This is a genomic window from Aquariibacter albus (genome assembly GCF_014145335.1).
Classification (GTDB): domain Bacteria; phylum Pseudomonadota; class Gammaproteobacteria; order Burkholderiales; family Burkholderiaceae_C; genus Aquariibacter; species Aquariibacter albus.
Genome location: NZ_JACIVI010000001.1, coordinates 144784 through 171510, shown reverse-complemented (window position 1 = coordinate 171510; position 26727 = coordinate 144784). Strand labels below are relative to the sequence as shown.

25 protein-coding genes are annotated in these 26727 nt (G+C 71.4%); 20 read left to right on the top strand and 5 right to left on the bottom strand.

What is annotated here, in order from left to right; genetic code table 11:
* Positions 1-4 precede the first annotated feature (4 nt).
* Positions 5-973 (bottom strand): serine/threonine protein kinase, encoded by a 969-nt coding sequence (locus tag H4F90_RS00840; protein ID WP_182660557.1) that lies wholly within the window; start codon positions 971-973, stop codon positions 5-7.
* A 27-nt stretch (positions 974-1000) separates the two neighbouring features.
* On the opposite strand from H4F90_RS00840, the gene H4F90_RS00835 reads away from it, so the two are divergent.
* The 3 genes from H4F90_RS00835 to H4F90_RS00825 all read left to right on the top strand — a co-directional run bounded on the left by H4F90_RS00835 (position 1001) and on the right by H4F90_RS00825 (position 3415).
* A complete protein-coding gene (locus H4F90_RS00835; RefSeq protein WP_182660555.1) occupies positions 1001-1924 on the top strand; it encodes a YicC/YloC family endoribonuclease in 924 nt (307 codons plus the stop codon).
* An 84-nt stretch (positions 1925-2008) separates the two neighbouring features.
* On the top strand, positions 2009-2656 hold the full coding sequence (gene cysC, locus H4F90_RS00830; RefSeq protein ID WP_182660553.1) for an adenylyl-sulfate kinase: 648 nt from the start codon (positions 2009-2011) through the stop codon (positions 2654-2656).
* 60 nt (positions 2657-2716) lie between these two features.
* Complete coding sequence (locus tag H4F90_RS00825) at positions 2717-3415, top strand: sulfotransferase family protein (RefSeq protein ID WP_182660551.1); 699 nt, start codon at positions 2717-2719, stop codon at positions 3413-3415.
* 16 nt (positions 3416-3431) lie between these two features.
* On the opposite strand, the gene H4F90_RS00820 is transcribed toward H4F90_RS00825, so the two are convergent.
* From H4F90_RS00820 to H4F90_RS00810, 3 genes are all read right to left on the bottom strand, one after another.
* Positions 3432-4397, bottom strand: a complete 966-nt coding sequence (locus tag H4F90_RS00820; RefSeq protein WP_182660549.1) for a response regulator — start codon at positions 4395-4397, stop codon at positions 3432-3434.
* Complete coding sequence (locus H4F90_RS00815) at positions 4378-7791, bottom strand: hybrid sensor histidine kinase/response regulator (RefSeq protein WP_182660548.1); 3414 nt, start codon at positions 7789-7791, stop codon at positions 4378-4380. The genes H4F90_RS00820 and H4F90_RS00815 overlap by 20 nt, the downstream gene beginning before the upstream one ends.
* Positions 7792-7955: 164 nt before the next feature.
* Positions 7956-9092, bottom strand: coding sequence for a porin (locus tag H4F90_RS00810; protein ID WP_182660546.1), 1137 nt, complete (start codon positions 9090-9092; stop codon positions 7956-7958).
* A gap of 185 nt (positions 9093-9277) precedes the next feature.
* Between H4F90_RS00810 and urtA the strand changes: the two genes are divergently transcribed.
* The 16 genes from urtA to H4F90_RS00730 all read left to right on the top strand — a co-directional run bounded on the left by urtA (position 9278) and on the right by H4F90_RS00730 (position 24628).
* Positions 9278-10537 carry an urea ABC transporter substrate-binding protein gene (gene urtA, locus H4F90_RS00805; protein WP_182660544.1) on the top strand — a complete coding sequence of 420 codons (1260 nt, stop codon included), beginning with the start codon at positions 9278-9280 and terminating at the stop codon, positions 10535-10537.
* A 148-nt stretch (positions 10538-10685) separates the two neighbouring features.
* Entirely contained in the window at positions 10686-12311 is a 1626-nt protein-coding gene (gene urtB / locus H4F90_RS00800) for an urea ABC transporter permease subunit UrtB (protein ID WP_328700786.1), read from the top strand.
* Between the two features lie 12 nt (positions 12312-12323).
* The gene (urtC, locus tag H4F90_RS00795) at positions 12324-13514 is read left to right on the top strand and encodes an urea ABC transporter permease subunit UrtC (protein WP_182660540.1); all 1191 of its coding nucleotides are present in this window, start codon (positions 12324-12326) and stop codon (positions 13512-13514) included.
* Positions 13511-14380 carry an urea ABC transporter ATP-binding protein UrtD gene (gene urtD, locus H4F90_RS00790; RefSeq protein ID WP_182660538.1) on the top strand — a complete coding sequence of 290 codons (870 nt, stop codon included), beginning with the start codon at positions 13511-13513 and terminating at the stop codon, positions 14378-14380. The genes urtC and urtD overlap by 4 nt, the downstream gene beginning before the upstream one ends.
* Before the next feature lie 13 nt (positions 14381-14393).
* Positions 14394-15083 carry an urea ABC transporter ATP-binding subunit UrtE gene (gene urtE, locus H4F90_RS00785; RefSeq protein WP_182660536.1) on the top strand — a complete coding sequence of 230 codons (690 nt, stop codon included), beginning with the start codon at positions 14394-14396 and terminating at the stop codon, positions 15081-15083.
* A gap of 11 nt (positions 15084-15094) precedes the next feature.
* Positions 15095-15961, top strand: coding sequence for an urease accessory protein UreD (locus tag H4F90_RS00780; protein WP_182660534.1), 867 nt, complete (start codon positions 15095-15097; stop codon positions 15959-15961).
* Between the two features lie 99 nt (positions 15962-16060).
* Positions 16061-16363 (top strand): urease subunit gamma, encoded by a 303-nt coding sequence (locus tag H4F90_RS00775; RefSeq protein WP_182660532.1) that lies wholly within the window; start codon positions 16061-16063, stop codon positions 16361-16363.
* Positions 16364-16376: 13 nt separating this feature from the next.
* Positions 16377-16682 (top strand): urease subunit beta, encoded by a 306-nt coding sequence (locus tag H4F90_RS00770; protein WP_182660530.1) that lies wholly within the window; start codon positions 16377-16379, stop codon positions 16680-16682.
* Between the two features lie 94 nt (positions 16683-16776).
* On the top strand, positions 16777-17016 hold the full coding sequence (locus tag H4F90_RS00765; protein ID WP_220486028.1) for a hypothetical protein: 240 nt from the start codon (positions 16777-16779) through the stop codon (positions 17014-17016).
* Positions 17017-17083: 67 nt separating this feature from the next.
* Positions 17084-18808 (top strand): urease subunit alpha, encoded by a 1725-nt coding sequence (gene ureC / locus H4F90_RS00760; protein ID WP_182660528.1) that lies wholly within the window; start codon positions 17084-17086, stop codon positions 18806-18808.
* Between the two features lie 58 nt (positions 18809-18866).
* Positions 18867-19667, top strand: a complete 801-nt coding sequence (ureE, locus tag H4F90_RS00755; protein WP_182660526.1) for an urease accessory protein UreE — start codon at positions 18867-18869, stop codon at positions 19665-19667.
* Between the two features lie 5 nt (positions 19668-19672).
* Positions 19673-20398, top strand: coding sequence for an urease accessory protein UreF (locus H4F90_RS00750; protein ID WP_182660524.1), 726 nt, complete (start codon positions 19673-19675; stop codon positions 20396-20398).
* Positions 20399-20448: 50 nt separating this feature from the next.
* Positions 20449-21060 (top strand): urease accessory protein UreG, encoded by a 612-nt coding sequence (gene ureG, locus H4F90_RS00745; RefSeq protein WP_182660522.1) that lies wholly within the window; start codon positions 20449-20451, stop codon positions 21058-21060.
* A gap of 94 nt (positions 21061-21154) precedes the next feature.
* Positions 21155-21799 (top strand): guanylate kinase, encoded by a 645-nt coding sequence (gmk, locus tag H4F90_RS00740; RefSeq protein ID WP_182660520.1) that lies wholly within the window; start codon positions 21155-21157, stop codon positions 21797-21799.
* A gap of 79 nt (positions 21800-21878) precedes the next feature.
* Entirely contained in the window at positions 21879-22082 is a 204-nt protein-coding gene (gene rpoZ, locus H4F90_RS00735) for a DNA-directed RNA polymerase subunit omega (protein WP_182660518.1), read from the top strand.
* A 224-nt stretch (positions 22083-22306) separates the two neighbouring features.
* Complete coding sequence (locus H4F90_RS00730) at positions 22307-24628, top strand: RelA/SpoT family protein (RefSeq protein WP_182660516.1); 2322 nt, start codon at positions 22307-22309, stop codon at positions 24626-24628.
* A gap of 105 nt (positions 24629-24733) precedes the next feature.
* On the opposite strand, the gene rpsT is transcribed toward H4F90_RS00730, so the two are convergent.
* Entirely contained in the window at positions 24734-25039 is a 306-nt protein-coding gene (gene rpsT / locus H4F90_RS00725; RefSeq protein WP_182660515.1) for a 30S ribosomal protein S20, read from the bottom strand.
* A gap of 101 nt (positions 25040-25140) precedes the next feature.
* On the opposite strand from rpsT, the gene murJ reads away from it, so the two are divergent.
* Entirely contained in the window at positions 25141-26706 is a 1566-nt protein-coding gene (murJ, locus tag H4F90_RS00720) for a murein biosynthesis integral membrane protein MurJ (protein WP_182660513.1), read from the top strand.
* Positions 26707-26727: the final 21 nt, after the last annotated feature.

The following is a 26727-nucleotide window of genomic DNA, read 5'->3' as shown; positions in this document are numbered from 1 at the left end:
ACCTTCAGGACAGCGAGCCCGAGCGCAGGCTCTCGATCTGCAGCTTCAGCCGTTCGGTGAAGCTGAGCCGGGTGTAGCGGCGCTCGGTCTCGCGGGTCAGTTCCTTCTGCAGCGCGAACACGCTCTGCGGGCGGGACAGGGGATCGAGCGCCATGCACCACTCGATCACCTCGATGAGATTGTCCGAATAGACATTGCGCATGCGCGACAGGGAGAGGCCGAGGCGGTCCTTGTCCAGGCGCTGCGGCGCGTCCGGCGGCGGGGTGCCGTGCATGCAGGCATAGAGGCAGGCGCCGATGGCGTACAGATCGGTCCAGGGGCCGAGCGCGCCGTCGCGCTTGTACATCTCCGGCGAGGCGAAGCCCGGGGTGTACATCGGACGGATGAAGGGCCCTTCCTTGCTCAGCACCTCGCGTGCGGCACCGAAGTCGAGCAGCACGGCCTTGTTGTCCTCAGTGATGAAGATGTTGGCCGGCTTGATGTCCAGGTGCAGCATCTTGTGCTGATGGACGATGCGCAGGCCGCGCAGGATCTCGTCGAAGAGGCTGCGGATCGAGCTTTCGCGGAAGACCTTGTCGCGCTTGAGCTCGCGGGCCGTGACGATGAACTCCTGCAGCGTGTCGCCCTGCAGGTGATTCATCACCATGTAGACCGTCTCGTTCTCGCGCAGGAAGTTCAGCACCGCGACCACGCTGGGGTGGCTGATCTGCGCCAGCGCGCGGCCTTCCTCGAAGAAGCTCTTCAGGCCCAGGCGGTAGAGCGCCTGCTTGTCGGGCCGCACCCGCGGCAGCAGCTCGCCGGGTTCCCGCTCGGCCAGCGAGGCGGGCAGGTATTCCTTGATGGCCACGCGGCGACCCTCGCCGTCCTCGGCCAGGTAGACCACGCCGAAACCGCCCGAGGCCAGCTTGCGCAGGACCTGATAACCCCCGACCACGGTGCCGGCCGGCAGGGGCGCGGGCTTCGGCTTTGCCATAATCGGATTTTGCAATGCGATAAATCCATGCCAGTCTACAGCATGACCGGCTACGCCCAGGCCCTGGCCGACGCGTCCGCCCCGAGCGTCCCGGACCCCGCTCCGGCCCCCCGTGCCGGCAGCGGACTGGCCGTCGACATCCGTGCCGTCAACAGCCGTTTCCTCGACCTCGCCTTCCGTCTGCCCGACGAATTGCGCGGCCTGGAACCGGCGCTGCGCGAACTCCTCGTCGGCCGGCTCAAGCGCGGCAAGGTCGAGCTGCGCATCGCCACCCGCGAGGGCAGCGAGACCGCCTGGCCGCAGCCGCAGATGGAGCAGCTCGCCGCGCTGGCGCGGCTCGAAGGCAGCGTGCGCAACTGGCTGCCCCAGGCCGCCCCCCTCAGCGTGCATGAAGTGCTGAACTGGTGCCGCGGCGGCGGCAGCGCCGTGCGCAGCGACGATCAGGTGCTGGCCCTGGCCCGTACGGCCCTCGACGGCCTGGTGGACGCCCGGGCGCGCGAAGGGGCCAAGCTCGTCGAGATCCTGCAATCGCGCATCGCGCGCCTGCGCGAGCTGGCCGCCGAGGCCGGCCCCCTGCTGCCCCAGGTGGTCGCGCGCCAGCAGCAACGCTTCCTCGAACGCTGGCAGGACGCCCTGGCCGCCGCCGACGGCGGCGGCAGCATCCCCGCCGACACCCTGCGCGACCGTGCGCTGACCGAGGCTGCGTCCTATGCCATCCGCATCGACGTGGCCGAGGAGCTCGGCCGCCTGAATGCCCACCTCGACGAGATCGAGCGCCTGCTGAAGAAGGGCGGCGAGCTGGGCAAGCGCCTGGACTTCCTGATCCAGGAACTGCACCGCGAGGCCAACACCCTGGGCTCCAAGTCCGCTGCACTGGAGCTGACCCAGATCTCGGTGGAGATGAAGGTCGCGATCGAGCAGATGCGGGAACAGGTGCAGAACATCGAGTAAGGCCTGCCCGTACCATGCAGCCCGCCCGGCCCCTGCCGGGCCGGTCGCGCCCCGCGCGGAAGTCCAACCCCCCTAGGTGCCTGCATGGCGACATCGACACCGGCTCCCGGCCCGGACCAGCGTCCGGGCGACGGCGGGGGCGAGCTGCACGCGCAAGCCCTGTCCGTCAGCCGGCAGGACCGGGCCGCGCTGCTCGGGCAGACGCCGCGGGTGCTGTGGCTGACCGGTCTGTCGGGTGCGGGCAAGAGCACGATCGCGAATGCCGTCTGCGAGCGCCTGCACCGCCAGGGCCGGATCAGCTACCTGCTCGACGGCGACCACCTGCGCGGCGGCCTGAGCCGCGACCTGGGCTTCTCGGAGGCCGACCGCAAGGAACAGATCCGCCGGGTGGCCGAGGTGGCGCGGCTGATGGTCGACGCCGGCCTGATCGTGCTGACCGCGCTGATCTCGCCCTTCCGCGCCGACCGGGCGCTGGCCCGCGACCGCTTCGCGCCGGGTGAATTCCTGGAGGTCTTCGTGGACGTGCCGCTGGCGGTGGCCGAGGCGCGCGACCCGAAGCGCCTGTATGCCAAGGCGCGTGCCGGCACCCTGGCCAGCTTCACCGGCATCGGCTCACGCTATGAGCCGCCGACCACTCCCGAACTGCACCTGCGCACCGACGAGGAGACGGTGGACGTCTGTGTCGCGCGGGTGCTGGCCCTGCTGGACCGGCCGCCGACGGCGGGGCGCTGAGCCCCGCCCCGGTCCCGACGCCGCCCCCCATCCCCTGCCTGCTGGAAGCGAGCCCCTGCCGTGTCCCTCCTGAAGTCCCTGCTGCAGCGCCTGTTCCGCCCCGCATCCCCCCTCCCGGAGCCAGCGTCTGCACCGCAGGCTGCCGTGCAAGCGCCTGAGCCGACCGCCGCCGTCGAGGCCCCGCTGCCCGCCGGGCATCCGCGCGTCTTCGGCATCGGCCTGAGCAAGACGGGCACGACGACGCTCGGCACCTGTTTCGAGATCCTCGGTCTGGGCCGCCGCTGCAGCTACTCGCTGGAACACACCCTGCGCCTGATCGACGGCGATGTGGAGGGCGTGCTGGCCGCGGCCGACTGCTACGAGGCGCTGGAGGACTCGCCCTGGTTCGCGGTCTACGAGCAGCTCGCGCAGCGCCATCCGCAGGCGCGCTTCATCCTGACGCGGCGCAAGGACGGCGCGGCCTGGGTGCGCAGCGCGCTCAACCACGGCGCCCACAGCCCGGAGGCCGCGCGCGAGCTGGGCCGCCGCTTCTTCGAACGCCTGCTGCCCGGCGTGCCGGTGGACGCCCTCCACGACACGCACAACGCGCGGGTGCGCGCCTTCTTCGCCGAGCAGCCCCATCGCCTGCTGGAGGTCTGCTGGGAGGAGGAAGCCTCCTGGGACGCGCTCTGCGCCTTCCTCGGCCAGCCGCTGCCGGACCAGCCTTTCCCGCACGAGAACCAGGGCGTCTACGCGGCCGCCGCAGCCGACGCCGGCTGAGCCGCCCGGCGGCCGGCTAGAGCCCGGCCGAGGCCAGCACCGCGGCGGCCGAGCGGGTCTCGACCCCGAGCTTCTCGAAGATGTGTTCGAGGTGCTTGGTGACGGTGCGCGGCTTCATGCCGCAGATCTCGGCGATGTCGCGGTTGGTCTTGCCGCGGGCGACCCAGTAGAGGACTTCGGTCTCGCGCGGCGTCAGCGCGGCGCGGCGCAGGCGCGGGTCGCCGCCGGCGGCCTGGGGCCCGGACGCTGCCGCCTCGGCAGCCGGCGTGTCGGTGGCGGCAAGCCGCGGGCCGCGTTCCAGCAGCAGCAGGCGCTCCCCCTCGCCATGGTGGCCGACGCGGCGCACGCGCAGGCCCTGCATGCCGCGCTGCAGCTGCAGCGGCGGCGCGTCCTCGGGTGCCAGGCCGGGCGGCAGCGGCGCGGCCAGCCAGCGGGCCAGGGCTTCGGGCAGGGCCTCGCCGGCCTCGGGAAAGAAGTCGGCCAGCCACTCGGCCGCGCGCGGCGAACGCCAGGGCAGTCGACCCTCGGCATCGACGACCAGCACGGCCTGGCCGGCCAGGTCCAGCGCGTCGCGCGCCTGGCGGATGGCCGCGGCGTTGCGGGTGTGGGTGCGCAGGCGGGCGATCAGCTCCTCGGGCCGCACCGGCTTGGTCACGTAGTCGATGCCGCCGGCGCGGAAGCCCTCGACGATGTGCTCGGTCTCGGTCAGCCCGGTCATGAAGACCACCGGGATGGCGGCATGCGCCGGCTGCGATTTCAGCCGGCGGCAGACCTCGAAGCCGTCCATGCCGGGCAGCATGGCGTCGAGCAGGATGGCATCGACCTCGACCCGCGCCAGGCGCTCCAGCGCCGAGGGACCGTCGAGCGCGACCAGCACGGTGAAGCCGGCCTCGTCGAGCGCCTCGACGAGGAAGGCCAGGGAATCGGGCACGTCGTCGACCACCAGCACGGTGGCCGCGCGCTCATCCAGCGGCGGGGTCATCTTGGAGGGAGGGCGGGCGTTCGGTGTCGGACTGCACACGGGCCAGGTAGGTGTCGAGGTCGAAGCTGCGCAGGGGTTCGCGCAGCCACTGGATGAAAGGGGCCAGGGCGGGGTCGTGGCGTTCCAGCTCGTCGAGCTTGCGGCGGATGGCCATCACATGGCCGATGCGGCCCAGCTCGGCCAGGGTGCTGCGCTCGGCCGGGCCGGGGCGGACCCAGCCGCCCCCGGGCGGGCGAATCGCCGGGTCGGCGGGCGGCGGCTCGGGCTCGTGGCTGCGCAGCTGCCATTCCAGGTCGAGCTGGCGGCCGAGCAGGGCCAGCAGCTCCGATTCCAGCACGGGCTTGTCGATGAAGCCCTGGCAGCCGGCCCAGGCCTTGAGCGCGTCGACATCGGCAAAGATGTTGGCCGAGACCATGATGACCGGGGGCTGCACCGGCAGGTTCAGGGCCCGCAGGGCGCGGCAGGTCTCCCAGCCGTTCATCTCGGGCATCTCCACGTCCATCAGCACGGCATCGGGCGCCAGGGTCTCGACGACGGCCAGGGCCTCGGGGCCGCTGGCGGCCTCCTGCACCTGGAAGCCCAGGGGGGCCAGCAGGCCGGCCAGCAGGTGGCGCTGCATGGGCTGGTCGTCGACGACCAGCAGGCTGCGACGGCGGCCGGCGTAGCCGATCACCTCCTGGCCGGTGGAGGGCTGCTGGCGCGGATTCGTCACCTCGCGCAGGTAGGTGCGCACGCGGAAGGTGCTGCCCTCGCCGGGCCGGCTCTCGACCGTCAGCTCGCCGCCCATCAGCTCGGTCAGCAGGTGGGTGATGGTCAGGCCCAGGCCGGTGCCGGCGCTGGCCCGGCTGCGGCCGGGTGCGCTGCGTTCGAAGGGCAGGAAGATGCGCTCCAGGTCGGCCGCCGGAATGCCGATGCCGGTGTCGATCACCTCGAAGCGCGCGATCTCGCGGCCCCAGGCCACGCGCAGCCGCACCTCGCCGCGGTCGGTGAACTTCACCGCATTGGCCAGCAAGTTGATGAGCACCTGGCGCAGGCGCTTGGCGTCGGTGGAGACGACCGCCGGCAGCCGCCCTTCGATTTCAAAGTGGAAGGCCAGGCCCTTGGCCCGCGCCTCCACGCCGATGAGCTTGACGATCTGCGCGAGGAAGTCAGGAAAGGCCACCTCGGCCTGTTCGAGCTTGAGCTTGCCGGCCTCGATGCGGGCCAGGTCCAGCAGGCCGTCGACGAGCTGCAGCAGGTGCTCGCCGCTGCGGCGGATCACGTCCACCGCCTCGCGGCGGCGCGGCGCCAGGTCGGCGTCGCGCTGCAGGATCTGGGCATAGCCGAGGATGCCGTTGAGCGGCGTGCGCAGCTCATGCGTCATGCCGGTCACGTAGCGGGTCTTGGCCAGGTTGGCGGACTCGGCCTGCTCCTTGGCGGCCTGCAGCTTGGCGTCGGTCGCGCGGTGGGCCTCGATCTCGCGCATGAGCAAGGCGGTCTGGCGGTTGGACTCCTCGTGCGCCACGGCACGGCTTTCCTTCTCCAGCACGATCCACCACGCCCCCACGGCCAGGGCCACGGCGAAGAGCATGCCGGTCTGGAGCAGGGTCTCGCGCAGCAGGCGCTCGACCTCCTGCGCGGCCCCGCCGATCAGCGCCTCCTGCGTCCAGACCAGGGCCAGCAAGGCGGCGGCAAACAGCATCAGCCCGCCGTAGAGCACGGCCCAGTCGCGCACCCGCCGGCTCAGCAGGCCCTGCTGGGCCTGCGGGCCGGGTTCGCCCGGCGGGGCCTTGCAGCGGTCGTGGCAGCGCGCGTCCAGGGTGCAGCAGAGCGAGCAGATCGCGCCGCCGTAGGCCGGGCAGTGGGCCATGTCCTCGGGCTCGTAGGTCTTCTCGCACAGCACGCAGGCGCAGGCATAGCGGGGGGCGCGCTCGGCGCTGCGGGCGATGTACCAGCGCCCGCGCGTGGCCCAGGCGATCAGGGGGCTGAACAGCAGGGCCAGCAGCAGGGCCAGGAAGGGCGCGAAGGCCGCGGCCAGCGGACCGAAGGCGCCCAGGTAGGCCGCGATCGCCACCGCCGCCGCCAGCGCGGTGGAGCCGACACCGACCGGGTTGATCGCATGCAGATGGGCCCGCTTGAACTCGATGCCCGGTGGCGACAGGCCCAGCGGCTTGTTGATCACCAGGTCCGCCACCAGGGCGCCGACCCAGGCGATGGCGAGGTTGGCGTAGAGGCCGAGCACGCGCTCCAGCGCCTCGAACACGCCCAGTGCCATCACCAGCACCGCGACCAGCACATTGAACACCACCCACACCACCCGGCCCGGATGGCTGTGCGTGAGCCGCGCGAAGAAGTTGCTCCAGGCCAGCGAACCGGCATAGGCATTGGTCATGTTGATCTTGACCTGGCTGAGCACCACGAACAGCACCGTGGCCGCAAGCGCCCAGCCCCCCGGACCCAGCACCTGGGTGTAGGCGGCCAGGTACATCCGGGTCGGCTCGATGGCCTTGTCGGCCGCCACGCCGGCCTGCATGGCCAGATGGGCCAGGAAGGCGCCGCCGACCATCTTCAGCGCGCCGGGCACGATCCAGCCCGGGCCGGCGACGATCAGCGCGCCCCACCAGCGCCAGCGCTTGGCGGGGGTGGGCTCGGGCAGGAAACGCAGGAAGTCGACCTGTTCGCCGATCTGCATGACCAGCGCGAACAGCACCGCCGCCGCCGTGCCGAAGAGCAGCGGATCGAAGCCCGGCTGCTGCGGCGAGCGCACCGCGGCCGCGAAGTCGGCATAGGCCCCGGGCGACTGCCAGGCCAGCAGCACGAAGGGCAGCAGCCACAGCAGCAGCCAGGCCGGCAGGGTGAGCCACTGCACGCGGCTGATGAGGGTGATGCCGCGCGTGACCAGCGGGATGATGGCCAGCGAGCTCAATAGATAGGCCCAGCCCAGCGGCAGGCCGGTGGCCAGCTCGATCGCCCGGGCCAGCACCACGCCCTCCAGCGCGAAGAAGATGAAGGTGAAGCTGGCGTAGATCAGCGAGGTGATCGTCGAGCCCAGGTAGCCGAAGCCGGCGCCGCGGGTCAGCAGGTCCATGTCCAGGCCGTGGCGGGCGGCATAGACGCAGATCGGCAGGCCGGTCGCGAAGATCACCAGGCCGACGCTGAGGATGGCCCACAGCGTGTTCCAGAAGCCGTGGGTCAGGGCCAGGGCCGCGCCGATGGCTTCCAGCACCAGGAAGGACATCGCGCCCGAGGCGGTGTTGGCCACCCGCCAGCTGGACCAGCGCCGGCCGCCCTTGGCCGTGTAGCGCAGGGCGTAGTCCTCCAGCGTCTCGTCGGCCACCCAGGTGTTGTAGTCGCGGCGGATCTTGAAGATGCGCTGGGCGGCAGGCAGCTGGGCGGGGGGCGGCAGGGTGGACATGGCGGCAGAGTGTGCAAGTTCCGATCCTGCGCAGGCCGGGGCGGGCGGCCCTCCGCCGCCGAAAAAAGACGGCGGAGGGCCTGCGAGGGCCGCTCCGCCGAATCACTCGCAGCGCATGAAAGGGAAACCGCGCCGGCCGCAGGGGGCCGGAGGCCGGGCCGGGCTCAGTACTGGAACTGAGCGCCGAGCAGGAACTTGTCGATCTTGGTGCCGGTGAGGTCGCTCTCGGTGTTGGTGTAGACGGCCGAGAGGCGGGCGTTGTGGCCGGCGATCACGTAGTTCAGGCCGAGGTCGTAGGCCTTGACCTCGTTGTTCGGGCCATCCGGGCTGCTGCGCTGGTAGCGCACGAAGGGCTGGAACTTGCCCGGGCCGATGGCCTGCGGGAAGAGCCAGGCCGCACCGGCCAGATAGGCCTTGCCGGGGGCCAGGCCACCGACATTGCCCGAAGCGGCCGGCACGTCCACGTTCTTGAAGTCGTACTTGTAGGCCGCGCCTTCGAGGGTCAGCACGCCCGGGCCGAGGTTCTTCTCGAACAGCACGTCGACGTTGTAGCCCAGGTAGTCGTCCTTGTTGCCGGCGGTGCCGACGCCTTGGCTCTGCTGCAGCATGGCCAGGCCGACGGTGAAGATGTCCTTCGCGCCGTAGTAGGTGCTGGCGGTGTAGTAGGCCGGGGCCGGCTCGGCGTCGAGGAAGGCGTAGGCCACGCGGCCGGCGAACAGCAGCTTGGCATCCTCGTTGGACAGGCCGAGCTTGCGGTTGTGGCCCTGGAAGAGACCGAAGGCATAGGTCAGCTTGCCGTCGAGCGGCTTGCCCCAGACGGTCACGCCGTTGTCGCGACCGGCGAACAGCGCCGGGTAGGACGAGACCAGGCCCGGATAGTCCCAGGCCGAGAGGTAGTAGGGGCCGTCGAGGTTGGCGCGGTCGGTGGGCGGCAGCATGCGGCCCATCCAGACGTTGAAGAGCGGCGAGGGCTCGTACTGCGCATAGGCGTCGAGCACCTTCACCTCGTCCTCGGAGCCATTGAGGTTGAAGGTCACGCCGAAGACTTTCTGGATGCGGGCGCTCATGTAGAGGCGCGCGCTCTCCATCGTGAAGTCGTTGCTGCGGCTGGTGCCGCTGGGCGCGCCATCCTCGACCGAGCTGTAGCTCACGCGCAGGCCGCCGCCGATCGAGATCGAGTTGTTCTCGTCGATCTTGAAGGTGGCGCCGGCGTGGGCGGCAGGCAGAGCGGACAGGGCCAGGCCGAGGGGCAGCAGCGCCTGCGCCAGCGGGCGCAGGCGGGCCGGGATCGAAGTCTTCATGGACAAGCTCCTGGGGATCGTGGGCAGGGGAAGGCAGGGGAACGGGACGCACTGTCCGGCCGGCCTGCGCAGGGCGGAATACGACATTCGTCGTATGGCCGCGCCGGGCGGCGCGGGGGATAAACCCGCTGCCAACCGACGGCGGCCGCCCCGCGGCCCTCGATTCATCCCCTGGAGTGCCCCCCATGCAACGTCGCCCCCTGCTTCTGTCCACCGTCTTCGCCGCCGCGCTGCTCGGCGCCGGCCTGACGGCCCAAGCCGCCGAGACCCTCAAGGTCGGTGTGCTGCATTCGCTGTCCGGCACCATGGCCATCTCGGAGACGGTGCTCAAGGACACCGTGCTGATGGCCCTCGACGAGATCAATGCCAAGGGCGGCCTGCTCGGCAAGAAGCTGGAGCCGGTGGTCGTCGACCCGGCCTCGAACTGGCCGCTGTTCGCCGAGAAGGCCAAGCAGCTGATCAGCCAGGACAAGGTGGCCGTCACCTTCGGCTGCTGGACCTCGGTGAGCCGCAAGAGCGTGCTGCCGGTCTTCGAGGAACTCAACGGCCTGCTCTTCTACCCCGTGCAGTACGAGGGCGAGGAACTCAGCAAGAACGTCTTCTACACCGGCGCCGCGCCCAACCAGCAGGCGATTCCCGCGGTGGAATACCTGATGAGCAAGGACGGCGGCAGCGCCAAGCGCTTCGTGCTGCTGGGCACCGACTACGTCTACCCGCGCACGACCAACAAAATCCTGCGCGCCTTCCTCAAGAGCAAGGGCATCCCCGAGTCGGACATCCTGGAGGAGTACACCCCCTTCGGCCACACCGACTACCAGAGCATCATCGCCAAGATCAAGAAGTTCGCCTCCGAGGGCAAGAAGACCGCCGTGGTCTCCACCATCAACGGCGACTCCAACGTGCCCTTCTACAAGGAACTGGGCAACCAGGGCCTGAAGGCGACCGACGTGCCGGTGGTGGCCTTCTCGGTGGGTGAGGAGGAGCTGCGCGGCGTGGACACCAAGCCCCTGGTCGGCCACCTGGCGGCGTGGAACTACTTCATGTCGATCAAGAGCCCGGCCAATGCCGAGTTCACCAAGAAGTGGGCCGCCTACGCCAAGGCCAAGAAGCTGCCCAATGCCGACAAGCCGCTGACCAACGACCCGATGGAGGCCACCTACATCGGCGTGCACATGTGGGCCCAGGCGGTGAAGAAGGCCGGCACGACCGACACCGACAAGGTCATCGCCGCCATGGCCGGCCAGACCTTCCCGGCACCGGGCGGCTTCACCTCGACGATGGACCCGAAGAACCACCACCTGCACAAGCCGGTGTTCATCGGCGAGATCAAGTCCGACGGCCAGTTCAAGGTGGTGTGGAAGACCAAGGGCCCGGTCAAGGCCGAGCCCTGGAGCCCCTACATCCCGGGCAACGACAAGAAGAAGGACGAGCCCGAGAAGAAGTGAGTCCCGGGGCCCGGACCCGGGGGGTTCGGGCCCGATGGGCATCGTCCTTGCTGACCTGTGCCTGAGCCCGGCCGGTGTGCCCACCGGCCGGGCGGTCCAGGCCGTCGCGGCCCCGCCGCGACCCTTTCCGACCGAGCCGAGGATCGCCGTGATTCCCCGACCCCTGAGCCTGCTGGGCCGCCGCCTGGCCACCGGCCTGTTGCTGGTGCTGGCCGCCACCCTGCCCGCCCGTGCGCTGACGCCCGAGCAGGCCCGACGTGCTGCGGCCGACGACAACGAAAGCCGCATCGCCGCCCTCTTCGAGCTGGCCGCCGAGGCCACGCCCGAGGCCCGCCGCTTCCTCGAACGCATGGCCGACGATGCCCTGAAGCTCGACGCCCAGGGCCGCGTGCTAGCGGTGGACGAGTCCGGCGCCCTGGTCGATGCGGTGAGCGGCGCGGCCGTGGCCGGCGACCCGGCTGCGCTCGACGACGTCGTCACCCCCAACCGCGTCGGCGCGGCCGTGCAGGCGGCGCTGGCCGCCTTCGACCTGGTCGCGCCCGAGGCCGCCACCCGCCGCGGCGCGGCCCTGGCCCTGGGCGCCGATCCGCAGCCCGCGCTGCTGCCGCTGGTGCGCCAGGCCGCAGCCCGCGAGGCCGATCCGCAGGCGCTCCAGGCCCTGAACGGCCTGAAGGCCCGGCTGGAACTGGGCGCCCCCGAGGCCACCACCCGCCTGGCCGCCATCGCCCTGCTGGCCGAAAGCCGCGAGCCGGCGGTGCGCGCCCTGCTGGCCGCCCGCCTGGGCGGCGACGACGGCCTGCCGGCCGAGACCGATCCCAAGGTGCGGGCCGCCCTGGCGGCCGGCATCGACACCATTGCCCGCACGCTGAAGCTGGGCGAGACCCTGGGCACCCTGTTCAGCGGCATCAGCCTGGGCAGCATCCTGCTGCTGGCCGCGCTGGGCCTGGCCATCACCTATGGCCTGATGGGCGTGATCAACATGGCGCATGGCGAGCTGATCATGGTCGGCGCCTACGCCACCTGGGCGGTGCAGAACGCGGTGCGTGCCCTGGCCCCCGGCTGGTTCGACTGGTACCCGCTGCTGGCCCTGCCGGTGGCCTTCGCGAGCGCGGGGGCGGTCGGCATCCTGATGGAGCGGCTGGTGATCCGCCACCTCTACGGCCGGCCGCTGGAAACCCTGCTGGCCACCTGGGGCCTGAGCCTGATCCTGATGCAGACCGTGCGCAGCCTCTTCGGGGCGCAGAACGTGCAGGTCGAGAACGCGGCCTGGCTCTCGGGCGGCGTGGACGTGCTGGCCAACCTGACCCTGCCCTACAACCGGCTGGCGATCATCGTGTTTGCCGGCCTGGTGGTGGTGGGCGTGTCGCTGCTGCTGAGCCGCACCCGGCTCGGGCTGGACGTGCGGGCGGTCACGCAGAACCGCCGCATGGCCGGCTGCATGGGCGTGAACACGCCGCACATCGACATGTGGGCCTTCGGCCTCGGCTCGGGCGTGGCCGGCCTGGCGGGCTGCGCGCTGTCGCAGGTGGGCAATGTCGGGCCGGACCTGGGCCAGGCCTACATCGTCGACAGCTTCATGGTCGTCGTGCTCGGCGGCGTCGGCCAGCTGATCGGCACGGTCTACGCCGGCCTGGGACTGGGCCTGGGCAGCAAGTTCCTCGAAGCCTGGCAGGGCGCGGTGCTGGCCAAGATCGCCGTGCTGGTCTTCATCATCGCCTTCATCCAGAAGCGTCCGCAGGGCCTGTTCGCCCTCAAGGGCCGCGTGATCGACTGAGCCCGCCGCACCATGACGTCTCCCCCCCTCTCCTCCCCGGGCGCCGGCTTCGCCGGCCTGCCCCAGGCCCTGCCGCACGCGGCGCGCTTCGCGCGGCTGTTCAGCCCGCGCCAGTGGCTGGCACTGCTGGCCGCGGCGGCCCTGCTCATCGTCGGCCTGCCCCTGGCCAACCTGCTGCTGCCGGAAGGGCACCCGCTGCATGTCTCGGACTACAGCATCACCCTGCTGGGCAAGATCCTCTGCTACGCGCTGGTGGCGCTGGCCATGGACCTGATCTGGGGCTACACCGGCATCCTCTCGCTGGGCCACGGCGTGTTCTTCGCGCTGGGTGGCTACGCGATGGGCATGTACCTGATGCGCTCGATCGGCCGCGACGGCAACTACCAGTCGGACCTGCCGGACTTCATGGTCTTCCTCGACTGGAAGGAGCTGCCCTGGACCTGGTGGAACACCGACAGCTTCCTGTGGTGCATGGTGCTGGTGGTGGCGGTGCCGGGCCTGCTGGCCTGGATTTTCGGCTGGTTCGCCTTCCGCTCGCGGATCAAGGGCGTGTACTTCTCGATCATCACCCAGGCCCTGACCTTCGCCTTCATGCTGCTCTTCTTCCGCAACGAGACGGGCTTCGGCGGCAACAACGGCTTCACCGACTTCAAGCGCATCCTGGGCTTCCCGATCGCCGCAGCGGAGACGCGCGCCACGCTGTTCGCGATCACCGCCTTCGTGCTGCTGGCGGTGCTGGTGGGCGCGCGCTGGCTGGTCACGAGCAAGTTCGGCCGCGTGCTGACCGCGATCCGCGATGCCGAGAACCGCACCATGTTCTGCGGCTACAACCCGCTGGGCTACAAGCTGACGATCTGGACGCTGTCGGCCGTGCTCTGCGGCATCGCCGGGGCGCTCTATGTGCCGCAGGTCGGCATCATCAACCCGGGCGAGATGTCGCCGGCCAACTCGATCGAGATCGCGATCTGGGCCGCGGTGGGCGGCCGCGGCACGCTGATCGGGCCGCTGATCGGCGCCGGCCTGGTCAATGGCTTCAAGAGCGTGTTCACCGTCTGGTTCCCGGAGTACTGGCTGTACTGCCTGGGCCTGCTCTTCGTCGTCGTGACCCTCTACATGCCCAAGGGCGTGATCGGGCTGAAGGCCAGCCTGAGCGCCGCCTGGGCCGAACGCAAGCGCCGCAAGCCGCCGGAGACCCGCGCATGACGCCCGACCTGATGGAAGCCGGCGCCGCCACCCGCGCGCGCCATGTCGAACGCCAGCAGGCCGGCAGCTCGGGCGGCCGCAGCGCAGGCTATGGCCACCTGGTGCAGCCGGGCGTGGTCGATGTCTCGCACGGGCCCATCCTCTACCTGGAGGACATCAGCGTCAGCTTCGACGGCTTCCGCGCGCTGAACCAGCTGAGCCTGGCCATCGACGACGGCGAGCTGCGCTGCATCATCGGCCCGAACGGCGCCGGCAAGACGACGATGATGGACGTGATCACCGGCAAGACGCGCCCCGACCGCGGCAGCTGCTTCTTCGGCCAGACCATCGACCTGACGCGCCTGAGCGAGCCCGAGATCGCGCATGCCGGCATCGGTCGCAAGTTCCAGAAGCCGACGGTGTTCGAGCCGCTCTCGGTCTTCGAGAACCTCGAGCTGGCGATGAAAACCGACAAGCGCGTGGCCGCCGCGCTCAGGGCGCGGCTCGGCAGCGCGGAGCTCGACCGCATCGCCGCCACGCTGGAACGCATCGGCCTGCAGGGCAGCGCGGACCGGCCGGCCGGCCTGCTCTCGCACGGCCAGAAGCAGTGGCTGGAGATCGGCATGCTGCTGATGCAGGAGCCGCGGCTGCTGCTGCTCGACGAGCCGGTGGCCGGCATGACCGATGCCGAGACGGCCAAGAGCGCGGAGCTCTTCGCCTCGCTCAAGGGCGACTATTCGCTGGTCGTCGTCGAGCACGACATGGACTTTGTCGCCGCGCTCGGCGGCAAGGTCACCGTGCTGCACGAGGGCAGCGTGCTGGCCGAAGGGCCGCTGGCTTCGGTGCAGGCGGACCCGCGGGTCATCGAGGTCTACCTCGGCCGCTGAACAGGACGTCCCCATGCTGCAGATCGAATCCGTCCACCAGTACTACGGCGGCAGCCACATCCTGCGCGACGTGAGCTTCACCGTGCCGACCGGCCAGGTCACCACCCTGCTGGGCCGCAACGGCGTCGGCAAGACCACGCTGCTGCGCTGCCTGACCGGCGTGCTGCCGATCCGCTCGGGCGCGATCCGCTTCGACGGCCAGGACATCACCAAGCTCAAGCCCTGGGAGCGGGCCCGCCGCGGCATCGCCTGCGTGCCGCAGGGCCGCGAGATCTTCCCCCGCCTGACGGTGGCGGAGAACCTGGCGATGGGCCTGGCCAATGGCGCGCTCAAGCAGGTGCCCGAGCGGGTCTTCGAGCTTTTCCCGGTGCTCAAGAGCATGCTGCACCGGCGCGGCGGCGACCTCTCCGGCGGCCAGCAGCAGCAGCTCGCCATCGGCCGTGCGCTGACGATGAAGCCGCGGCTGCTGATCCTCGACGAGCCCACCGAGGGCATCCAGCCGTCGATCATCAAGGACATCGAGCGGGCGATCCGCCTGCTGGCCGAGGAGGGCGAGATGGCCATCCTGCTGGTCGAGCAGTTCTACGACTTCGCCGAGTCGCTGGCCGACCACTATGTGCTGATGTCGCGCGGCGAGGTCGTCAAGCAGGGCCCGGGCGCGCGCATGGTCGAGGACGATGTGCGCGGCCTGCTGGCCGTGTAGCCTTCGCCCCCATGCGTCGCGCCGAAACCCATGAGCTGCAGCCCCCCGCCACCGGCCAGGGCTGGGATGCCCAACTGCACCTGGGTTTCGATGCCCTCGACGGCCGCAGCCGCCTGCGACGGGCCCGCCACCAGGGCCCGCTGCGCGTGCAGCGCAGCTTCCATCCCGAGGGCCCGGGCGTCTGCCAGGTGCTGGTGCTGCATCCGCCGGGCGGCATCGCGGGCGGCGACCGGCTGACGATCACGCTCGACAGCGGCCCCGGCGCCTTCGCCCAGCTCAGCACGCCAGGCGCCGGCAAGTGGTATCGCGCCGCCGGCCGCCCGGCCCGGCAGGATCTGCAGGCCACCCTGGCCGAGGGCAGCGTGATCGAGTGGCTGCCGCAGGAAAGCATCGTCTTCGACGGCGCCGAGGCCACGATGCACAACCGCATCCGCCTGGCCGACGGCGCCTGCTGGCTGGGCCTGGAGGTGACCGTGCTGGGCCGCCAGGCCCGTGGCGAACATTTCACCCAGGGCCGCGTGCAGCTCGGCAGCCGCATCGACGACGCGGCCGGCCGGCCGCTGTGGTTCGAGCAGGGCGGCTGGACCGGCGGCGACCCCGGCCTGGCCCGCCCGGCCGGCCTGCACGGCCAGCCGGCCTTCGGCAGCCTGGTGCTGGCGGGCCCGGCGATTGCCGCCGACTGGCTGGCCGCCTGCCGCAGCCTGAGGCCCCCGCCCGGCGTGGAAGCCGGCGCCACCGCCCTGCCGCGCGTGCTGCTGCTGCGCGCGCGCGGCGCCAGCGCGGCGGCGGTGCGCGCCCACCTGCTGGCGGCCTGGGCGCGGCTGCGGCCGCTGGCCCTGGGCCGCGAGGCGCTGCCGCTGCGGATCTGGCAGACCTGATCCGCCGCCGCCCGCCCCCTCCCGCCGCAGCACGATCTGCCAAGATCGCCTCCCCGCTTCGAAGCGACACGGCCCCGTCCCCGCCCTGCCCCGACCGCCATGGACCTGACCCCGCGCGAGAAAGACAAGCTGCTGATCTTCACCGCCGCCCTGCTGGCCGAGCGCCGCCGGGCCCGCGGCCTGAAGCTCAACCACCCCGAGGCGGTGGCCCTGATCACCGCCGCCATCCTGGAAGGCGCGCGCGACGGCCGCACGGTGGCCGAGCTGATGGCCGCCGGCCGCGAGGTGCTGGGCCGCGAGGACGTGATGGACGGCATCGCCGAGCTGATCCCCGAGATCCAGGTCGAGGCCACCTTCCCGGACGGGACCAAGCTGGTCACCGTCCACCAGCCCATCGTCTGAGCGGAGGTCTCCCATGATTCCCGGCGAACTGCTGCCCGCCGAGGGCGAGATCGAGCTGAACGTCGGCCGCCCGACGCTGACGCTGGACGTGGCCAACACCGGCGACCGGCCGATCCAGGTGGGCTCGCACTACCACTTCGCCGAGACCAATCCGGCGCTGGCCTTCGACCGCACGGCCGCACGCGGCTTCCGCCTGAACATCGCCGCCGGCACGGCGGTGCGTTTCGAACCGGGGCAGACGCGGCGCGTCGAGCTGGTGGCCCTGGCCGGCGCGCGCGTGGTGGTCGGCTTCCGGGCTGAGGTGATGGGCCCGCTCTGAGCGGCGCGGGCCGTCCGCGCAGGACCCGGCCCGCCTGTCTTCCCGCCCCCCGCGCCTCCCCCTTCCTTTTCTCTGCCCCTGCATGGAGACCCCAATGGTCCGATTCCGCTCCGCCCTGCCCGCCCTTTTGGCCCTGCTGGCCGTTGCGCCCGGCGCCGCCCTGGCCCACCCGGGCGAGCATCACGGCGGCCTGCTGGACGCGCTGATGCACCTGCTCGGCGAGCCCGACCACCTGGCCATGCTGCTCGGCGCCGTCGTCGCCGGCCTGCTGCTGGCGCGCCGCGGCGCCGCGGCCCGGGCCCGCCGCGAAGCCGGGCGCCACCGCCCGGACTGAAGCGCCGACCGCGAACCCCACCCCGCCCCGAACCGATCCGCCCCGGTCCCCACGAGGAGCCCCCGCCATGGCCCTGAAGATCAGCCGCCGCGCCTATGCCGAGATGTTCGGCCCGACCGTCGGCGACCGCCTGCGCCTGGCCGACACCGACCTGATCCTGGAGGTGGAGCGCGACTTCACGATCCCCGGCGAGGAGGTGAAGTTCGGCGGCGGCAAGGTCATCCGCGACGGCATGGGCCAGGGCCAGGGCCTGTCGGCCGAGGTGGCCGACACGGTGATCACGAACGCGCTGATCGTTGACCACTGGGGCATCGTGAAGGCCGACATCGGCCTGAAGGGCGGACTGATTCAGACGATCGGCAAGGCGGGCAACCCGGACATCCAGCCGGGCGTGACCATCCCCATCGGACCGGGCACCGAGGTGATCGCGGGCGAGGGCCTGATCGTGACGGCCGGCGGCATCGACAGCCACATCCACTTCATCTGCCCGCAGCAGATCGAGGAGGCGCTGATGTCCGGCGTCACCACCATGATCGGCGGCGGCACCGGCCCGGCCACCGGCACCTGCGCGACCACTTGCACGCCCGGCCCCTGGCACATGCACCGCATGCTGCAGGCCGCCGACGCCTTCCCGATGAACCTGGGCTTTCTCGGCAAGGGCAATGCGAGCCGGCCCGAGCCGCTGATGGAGCAGATCGAGGCCGGCGCGATCGGCCTGAAGCTGCACGAGGACTGGGGCACGACACCCGCCGCGATCGACTGCTGCCTGGGCGTGGCCGAGGCCACCGACACGCAGGTCGCCATCCACACCGACACGCTCAACGAGTGCGGCTTCGTCGAGGACACGATCGCCGCCTTCAAGGGCCGCACCATCCACACGTATCACACGGAAGGGGCCGGCGGCGGCCATGCGCCGGACATCATCCGCGCGGCGGGCGAGCCCAATGTGCTGCCCTCCAGCACCAATCCGACGCGGCCCTACACCGTCAACACCGTCGACGAGCACCTCGACATGCTGATGGTCTGCCACCACCTCGACCCGGCCATCGCCGAGGACGTGGCCTTCGCCGAGAGCCGGATCCGCCGCGAGACCATCGCTGCCGAGGACATGCTGCACGACCTGGGCGCCTTCTCGATGATCTCCTCGGACAGCCAGGCCATGGGCCGGGTGGGCGAGGTGCCGCTGCGCACCTGGCAGACGGCGCACAAGATGAAGCAGCAGCGCGGCCACCTGGCGCCGCCGCTGGGCGGCGGCGTCGATGCGCTGGCGCGCAACGACAACTTCCGCATCAAGCGCTACATCGCGAAGTACACGATCAACCCGGCGATCGCCCACGGCGTGGGCCATGTGGTCGGCTCGGTCGAGCCCGGCAAGCTGGCCGACCTGGTGCTGTGGCGGCCGGCCTTCTTCGGCGTGAAGCCCTCGCTGATCCTCAAGGGCGGCATGATCGCCGCGGCGCTGATGGGCGATGCCAACGCCTCCATCCCGACGCCGCAGCCGGTGCACAGCCGGCCGATGTTCGGCAGCTACGGCGGCGCGCTGGCCACCTCGCTGACCTTCGTCTCGCAGGCCGGTCTGGCCAACCCGGCCGTGCAGGGCCTGGGCCTGCGCAAACCGCTGGTGGCGGTGAAGAACACCCGCAACATCGGCAAGAAGGACATGGTCCACAACGCCTGGCAGCCGAGCATCCAGGTCGATCCGGAGACCTATCTCGTGCATGCCGACGGCCAGTTGCTGGTCTGCGAGCCGGCCACCGTGCTGCCCATGGCGCAGCGCTACTTCCTGTTCTGAAGCCCGGTCCGCGCGCCCTGCCGCCACCGCCCGGCGCGCGCTGCGGTCCAATCCGTCCATGTCCCAGATCCCGACCCTGACCCAGACCCTGCCGTCGCCCCCCGCGGACCCGGCCGGCACGAGCACCCTGACCCTGCCCTTCGAGCGGCGCCAGGTCACCCGCCAGCGGGTCACGCTGGACGACGGGCGCGAGGCCCTGCTCGACCTGCCGCGCGGCCGGGTGCTGCGCGATGGCGACTGGCTGGTCGGCCCCGAGGGCGGGCCGCCGGTGCAGGTGCAGGCCGCCCGCGAGGCCGTGGTCCACCTGACGGCGGACGCGCCCGAGCGCCTGATGGCCATCGCCTACCACCTGGGCAACCGCCATGTGGCGGTGCAGGTGGCGGCGCGCTGGCTGCGCATCGCGGCCGACCCGGTGCTCGAAGCGATGGTCCGCGGCCTGGGCGGCCGCTGCCAGCGCCTGCGCGCGCCCTTCGAGCCCGAGGGCGGGGCCTATGGCGGAGGGCACGCGCATGGGCACGATCACGGGCCCGATCACGCCCCGGCCGCCGCGGGCGGCGTGAACCCGCCGCATGGCGCGCCCGGGCATGTGCACGGCCCCGGCTGCTCGCACGGCCACGCGCACGGCCACGGCCACGGCCACGGCCACGGCCACGAGCACGAGCACGAGCACGAGCACGGCCACGGCCACGACCACGCGCACCGCCCGGCCCCCGCCGCGGTGAATCCGCCGCACGGGGCACCGGGCCATGTCCACGGCCCGGGCTGCGGCCATGGGGGGTCGGCGCCGCAGCCGATCACCCTCCAGCGCCGCGGGCCGACCATCCACAGCTACGGCGAAGTGCCGCCGAAGGGGGACTGAGTCGCATGGCCGATGTCCTGCCCCGGCCGGTGGCCGGTCCGGCCCGGGCCGCCGCGCTGGCGCGGCTGATGCAGCTCAGCAGCCCGACGCTGCCGGTCGGGGCCTTCAGCTATTCGCAGGGCCTGGAATCGGCGCTGGAAGCGGGCTGGATCTGCGACGCGGCCACGGCCGGCGACTGGATCGAGAGCCTGGGGGCCGGCCCCTATGCGCAGCTGGAAGCGCCGCTGTGGTGGCGCGCCCATGCCGCCTGGCAGGCCGGCGATGCCGCCGCGCTGCAGGCCGTCAACGACCTGCACCTGGCCAGCCGCGAAGGGGCCGAGCTGCGCGCCGAGGCCTTGCAGATGGGCTGGTCGCTGGCCCGGCTGGCACGCGATCTGGGCGCCTTCGGTCCGGCGCAGCAGGCCCTGCTGCCGGCCATCGAGCCGCCGGGCTTCCTGGTCCTGCACGCCGGCCTGGCCTGGGCCTGGGACCTGGATCCGGAAGAGGCCCTGCTGGGCCACGCTTGGTCCTGGGCCGAGAACCAGGTGATGGCCGCGGTCAAGCTGATCCCGCTGGGCCAGACCGAAGGGCAGCGCCTGCTGCTGCGCCTGGGCGACCGGCTGCCGGACTGGGTGGCCACAGGGCGCACGCTGGCCGGTGGCGGCGAGGCCGCGCTCGGCGGCCTGGCCCCCGGCCTGGGCCTGGCCGCCAGCCGGCACGAAGTGCAGATCAACCGCATTTTCCGCAGCTGAGCCGGCGGGAACGAACCCTCCCCTTCCCTTCACCTTCGAGCAAGCACCCCATGAGCAGCTCCCCCCTGCGCGTCGGCATCGGCGGCCCGGTCGGCTCCGGCAAGACGGCCCTGACCCTGGCCCTGGCGATCGCGATGCGCGAGAAGTACAAGCTGGCCATCGTCGCCAACGACATCTACACCGAGGAAGATGCGGCCTTCCTGGTCAAGCACCAGGCGCTGAGCCCGGACCGCATCCTCGGCGTGGAGACCGGCGGCTGCCCGCACACGGCGATCCGCGAGGACGCCTCGATCAACCTGGAGGCGGTCGACCGCCTGCACCGCCGCTTCCCGGACCTGGACATCGTCTTCATCGAGAGCGGCGGCGACAACCTGGCCGCGACCTTCAGCCCCGAGCTGTCGGACCTGACGATCTATGTGATCGATGTGGCCGGCGGCGACAAGGTGCCGCGCAAGGGCGGGCCGGGCATCTGCAAGTCGGACCTGCTGGTGATCAACAAGACCGACCTGGCGCCCCATGTCGGCGCCTCGCTGGAGGTGATGGCACGGGACGCCCGGGCGCAGCGCGGCAGCCGGCCGGTGGTCTTCAGCGACATGAAGACCGGGCAGGGCCTGGACGCCATCGTCGCGCACATCGAGCACGCCGGGCTGGGCTGCGGCTGAGGGCGGTCGCGGACCGGCTTCGGGCGGGGATACTTCGGCCCCCGGCCCGGCGCACCCTGCGCCGCGCCCGCCCCGCTTCCGCCCCGTCGCCGCGATGTCTCCCAGCCCCCTGCCCCCGACCGCCCTGCCCGGCAACCTCTTCGTCGTCTCGGCCCCCAGCGGGGCCGGCAAGTCCAGCCTGGTCAAGGCCCTGCTGGCGGACGATGCGGGGCTGGCGGTCTCGGTCTCGCACACGACCCGGGCGCCGCGCGGGCAGGAGCAGGACGGAGTGGCCTATCACTTCGTCGACCGTGCGCGCTTCGACGCCATGGTGGCGGCCGGCGACTTCTTCGAGTGGGCCGAGGTGCATGGCAATTTCTACGGCACCTCCCGCGCGGCCATCGAGCAGCGGCTGAGCGCGGGCGAGGACGTGGTGCTGGAGGTGGACTGGCAGGGCGCGCTGCAGATCAAGCGCCTGTTCGCCCATGCGGTGCTGATCTTCATCCTGCCGCCGAGCTGGGACGAACTGGCGCGCCGCCTCCACGGCCGGGGCGAGGACGGGGCCGAGGTCATCGCAACCCGCCTGCGCAATGCGCGCCACGAGGTGGCACAGGCCGAGCACTTCGACTACCTGGTGATCAACGCCGATTTCGGCCGCGCGCTCGAGGACCTGGCGACCGTGGTCCGCGCGCAGCGACTAAGATACGCGGTTCAGCGGCAAGGCAAGCCGCTCGTCTTTGCCGCCCTCGGGCTGGCCTGAGGCGGGCGCCGCGCCCCCGCCGCCCCGGCGCTTGCCGCGCCGACCCGCCGCACGACGGTGCCCCCCTGGAGCGTTCACGATGGCCCGCATCACGGTCGAAGACTGCCTGTCCCGCATCCCCAACCGATTCCAGCTCGTGCTGGCCGCGACCTACCGCGCCCGCATGCTGAGCCAGGGCCACGCGCCCAAGATCGAGAGCAAGAACAAGCCCGGCGTGACCGCGCTGCGCGAGATCGCCGGGGGCCAGGTCGGCCTGGAGATGCTGCGCAAGGTGCCGCTCTGAGCCACGGCCGGCCGGAAGGCCGGTCCGCCAGCAAGCCCGCCTCGAGCGGGCTTTTTTGTGTCCGATGGCGACGGAAACCGGCTGAAACGGCCTGGAGCCATACCGGAGCCCATGGCCCCGGATCGGTGCATGGCGAGGGACGAAGGCCCCAGGCCATGGCGGCCATGCACCGGCGCGGCACCCCTGTGTCGTGGCGGTGACAGGGGCTCCGCTACCATGAGCCCATGCCCTCCCGCGCCGTATCCGCCGTTCGAAAGCAGCTGAGTCGGGCCCTGCCCGCCTTCCTGATGGGCGAGCGTGGCAAGGATCCGGTGCTGGCCCCGCCGCGCCAGGCCGTCGAGGCGCTGGGCAGCCAGCCCGAAGCCAGCAGCTTCGCCCAGCTGCTGGCCAAGCTGGACTACCTGGACGAGACCGAGGTCCAGCGGATACGCCAGGCTTACCGCTTCGCCGACCAGGCCCACCTCGGCCAGATGCGTGCCAGCGGCCAGCCCTACATCACCCACCCGATCGCCGTGGCCGGCCTGTGCGCCGACTGGAAGCTCGATGCGCAGGCCCTGCAGGCCGCGCTGATGCACGACGCGATGGAGGACTGTGGCGTCACCAAGCCGGACTTGATCGAGCGCTTCGGCGCGCCGGTCGCCGAGCTGGTCGACGGCCTCACCAAGCTCGACAAGCTGCAGTTCAGCACCCGCGAGGAATCGCAGGCCGAGAGCTTCCGCAAGATGCTGCTGGCGATGTCGCGCGATGTGCGGGTCATCCTGGTCAAGCTGGCCGACCGGCTGCACAACATGCGGACGATGGATGCGATGGCGCCGGCCAAGCGCGGCCGCATTGCGCGCGAGACGCTGGAGATCTATGCACCGATTGCCTACCGGCTGGGCCTGAACCTGGTCTACCGCGAACTGCAGGAACTGTCCTTCCAGCACGCGCGGCCCTGGCGACATGCCGCGCTGTCGAAGGCGCTGGAGAGCGCCCGCGGCCACCGCCGCGACCTCGTGGACCGCGTGCAGCGCGAGGTCGAGGCCGCCCTGGCCCAGGCGAGCCTGCCGGTGCAGGTCAGCGGCCGCGAGAAGACGCTGTTCTCCATCTACAAGAAGATGGACGAGAAGCATCTGAGCTTCGCCAAGGTCAACGATCTCTTCGGCTTCCGGGTCGTGGTCCGCAGCCTGCCGGAGTGCTACCTGGCGCTGGGCGTGCTGCACCAGCTCTACAAGCCGATGCCGGGGCGCTTCAAGGACTACATTGCGCTGCCCAAGCCCAATGGCTACCAGTCCCTGCACACCACGCTGGTGAACCCGGTCGGCACGCCGGTGGAGTTCCAGATCCGCACGGAGGCCATGCACCTGGTGGCCGAGGCCGGCATCGCCGCGCACTGGCTCTACAAGGTGGGCGGCGCCGGGGCCGGCGATTCGCAGAATCTCAACGCGATGTGGTTGCAGTCGCTGATCGACATCCAGGACGAGACGCGCGACGCGAGCGAGTTCCTCGAGCATGTGCGGATCGATCTGTTTCCCGACTCGATCTACGTCTTCACGCCCAAGAGCAAGATCCTCTCGCTGCCCAAGGGCGCCACACCGGTCGACTTCGCCTATGCGATCCACTCGCGGGTCGGGGATCACTGCGTGGGCGCGAAGGTCAACGGCGAGGCGGTCGTGCTGTCGACCGTGCTGCGCTCGGGCGATGTGGTCGAGATCGTCACCTCCGACGGGGCGCGGCCGAACCCGAACTGGCTGAACTTCGTCCGCACCGGCCGGGCGCGGTCGAAGATCCGGGCCTACCTGCGGACGCTGGAGGGTGAGGAATCGCTGCGCCTGGGCGAACGCCTGCTGGCCCAGAGCCTGCGCGCCGAGGGCCTGCGCATGCCGCCCGGCGATGGCCGCGGCGAAGGCGCCGAGGGCGCGCTCTGGCAGGCGCTGCTGCGCTGGAGCGGCCACAAGAGCCGCGAGGAGCTGCTGGTCGACCTGGTCCAGGGACGCAAGCTGCCGAGCCTGGTCGCCAAGCGCTTTGCCGCGCTGCTGGCCGAGCAGGGCGCACGGCCCGATGCCGTCACGCTCAGCCTCGGCCGCTACAGCAGCGACGACAGCGCCCCCGGCCAGCCGACCGTGGTGATCGACGGCAGCGAAGGGGCCACCCTGCAGCTGGCCGACTGCTGCCACCCGATTCCCGGCGATGCGATCGTGGGCTATCTGGGGCGTGGCGAAGGCCTGGTGGTGCACACCGCCGAATGCCGGGAAGGCAAGCGACAGTTCGAGCGCGACAGCGAGTCGTGGATCCCCGTGGCCTGGTCCGAGTCGCCGGAACGTCCGTTCGAGACCGGCCTGAGCGTGCTGGTCCGCAACGGCAAGGGCGTGCTGGCCCAGGTGGCCAGCGCGGTCAGCGCAGCCGAAGCCGACATCGTCCACGTCGCCATGGGGGAGGAGCGCGCCAGCGAGACCGTGGAGCTGCAGCTGATCGTCGCCGTGCGCGATCGCCTGCACCTGGCCGAGCTGCTGCGCACCGTCAAACGCAGCCCGGCGGTGCTGCGGGCCGCACGGGTCAAGAGCTGAGCTGGATCTCAGTCGGACCGCACCAAGCAAAAAGGGCCTGCTTGCGCAGGCCCTTCTCGGATGCCGGATCGCCAGGGGGCGCCGGCTCCACCCGGACGTCGTCGATCAGGCGGCAGCGGCCGACAGGGCCTTGACCTTGGCCGACAGGCGGCTCTTGTAGCGAGCGGCCTTGTTCTTGTGGAAGATGCCCTTGTCGGCGATCGAGTCGATCACGCGCTGGGCATTCTTGAAGGTGTCCTGGGCGACGGCCTTGTCACCGGCGGCGACAGCCTTCAGCACGCCCTTGATGGCGGTGCGAAAACGCGAGCGCAGCGAGCTGTTGGCGGCGTTGAGCTTGACGTCCTGACGGGCGCGCTTGCGGCCCGACGCGATGCGGACCGTCTTCTTCTTGGCTTTGGCGGAGGTGGCCATGGAAAATCTGTGGTTCCGGGTGGAAAGCCTGCGATATTAACACGAAAGCCGAACTGCGAACCCCTGCCGGATGCGCGCCTGCCGCGCTGCCGGCCCTGCCCATGAACCTGCTGCGCGCCGCCTCCACCGTTTCCCTGCTGACCCTGGTCTCGCGCATCACCGGCCTGGTCCGGGAACAGGCCGTCGCCGCCGCCTTCGGCGCGAGCGCCCTTACCGATGCATTCAACGTCGCCTTCCGCCTGCCCAACCTGCTGCGCCGGCTGTTCGCCGAAGGGGCGTTCTCGCAGGCCTTCGTGCCCCTGCTGGCCGCCTGCCGCGCGCAGGAGGGCGACGAGTCAACCCACCGCCTGATCGATGCCGTCGCCACCGTGCTGTTCTGGGTGCTGATCGCGACCAGCCTGCTCGGCGTGCTGGCGGCGCCCGGCCTGGTCTGGCTGATCGCCTCCGGCTTGAAGGAAGCCGGCAGTTTCGATGCGGCGGTCGCGATGACGCGGATCATGTTTCCCTACATCGCCTGCATGTCGCTGGTCGCGCTGTCGGCCGGCGTGCTGAACACGTGGAAGCGCTTCGCGGTGCCTGCGGCCACGCCGGTGCTGCTCAATGCCTCGGTGATTGGTGCGGCGCTCTATGGCCTGCCCCTGTTTGAGCGCCTGGGCTGGCCCCCGGTGCATGCGCTGGCCGTGGGGGTGATGGTCGGCGGCGTGCTGCAGCTGGCGGTGCAGGGGCCCGCGCTGGCCCGCCTGGGCCTGATGCCACGCCTGGGCCTGCGGCCGGCCACCCTGGCTGCGGCCTGGCGGCACGAGGGGGTGCGGCGGATCTTCCGGGCGATGGGGCCCGCGCTGCTGGGTGTCTCGGTTGCGCAGATCTCGCTGCTGATCAACACGCAGATCGCCACCCAGCTCGGCGCCGGCGCCGTGTCCTGGCTGACCTATGCGGACCGGCTGATGGAGTTCCCGACCGCGCTGCTCGGCGTGGCGCTGGGCGTCGTGCTGCTGCCGCAGCTTGCCGCGGCCCAGGCCGGAGGCGATGGCGGCCGCTACGCCGGCCTGCTGGACTGGGGCCTGCGCCTGGTGCTGATGCTGGCCCTGCCCTGTGCGGTCGCGCTGCTGGTCTTTCCGGAGGCCCTGGTGGCCGTGCTGTACCACCGCGGGGCCTTTGCCGCCGAGGACGTGGCGCAGACCGTGCGCGCGCTGCAGGGCTATGGATTCGGCCTGCTGGGCCTGGTCGCCCTGAAGGTGCTGACCCCCGGCTTCTATGCGAAGGGCGACCTGCGGACGCCGGTCAAGGTGGCCGTCGGGGTGCTGCTGCTGACGCAGCTGCTGAACCTGGTCTTCGTGCCGCGCCTCGGCCATGCCGGGCTGGCCCTGTCGATCGGGGTGGCCGCGCTGGTGAATGCAGGGGCCCTGTTGATCGGTCTGTGGCGGCGCGGCAGCTGGCAGCCCCAGCCGGGCTGGGGGCGTTTCGGCCTGCAGGTCCTGGCGGGCAGTGCCGGCCTGGGCCTGGCGCTGGACCAGGCCGCGCGGCGGCTGGACTGGATCGCGCTCGGCCAGCAGGAGGGCCTGCGCACCGCCTGGCTGGCCGGTGTGCTGCTGGCTGCCGGCCTGGGCTACTTGGCCCTCCTGGCCGGCCTGGGCCTGCGGCTGCGCGCCTTCGCGCGACGTGGCTGAGCGAGCCGGCCCGGACCCCAC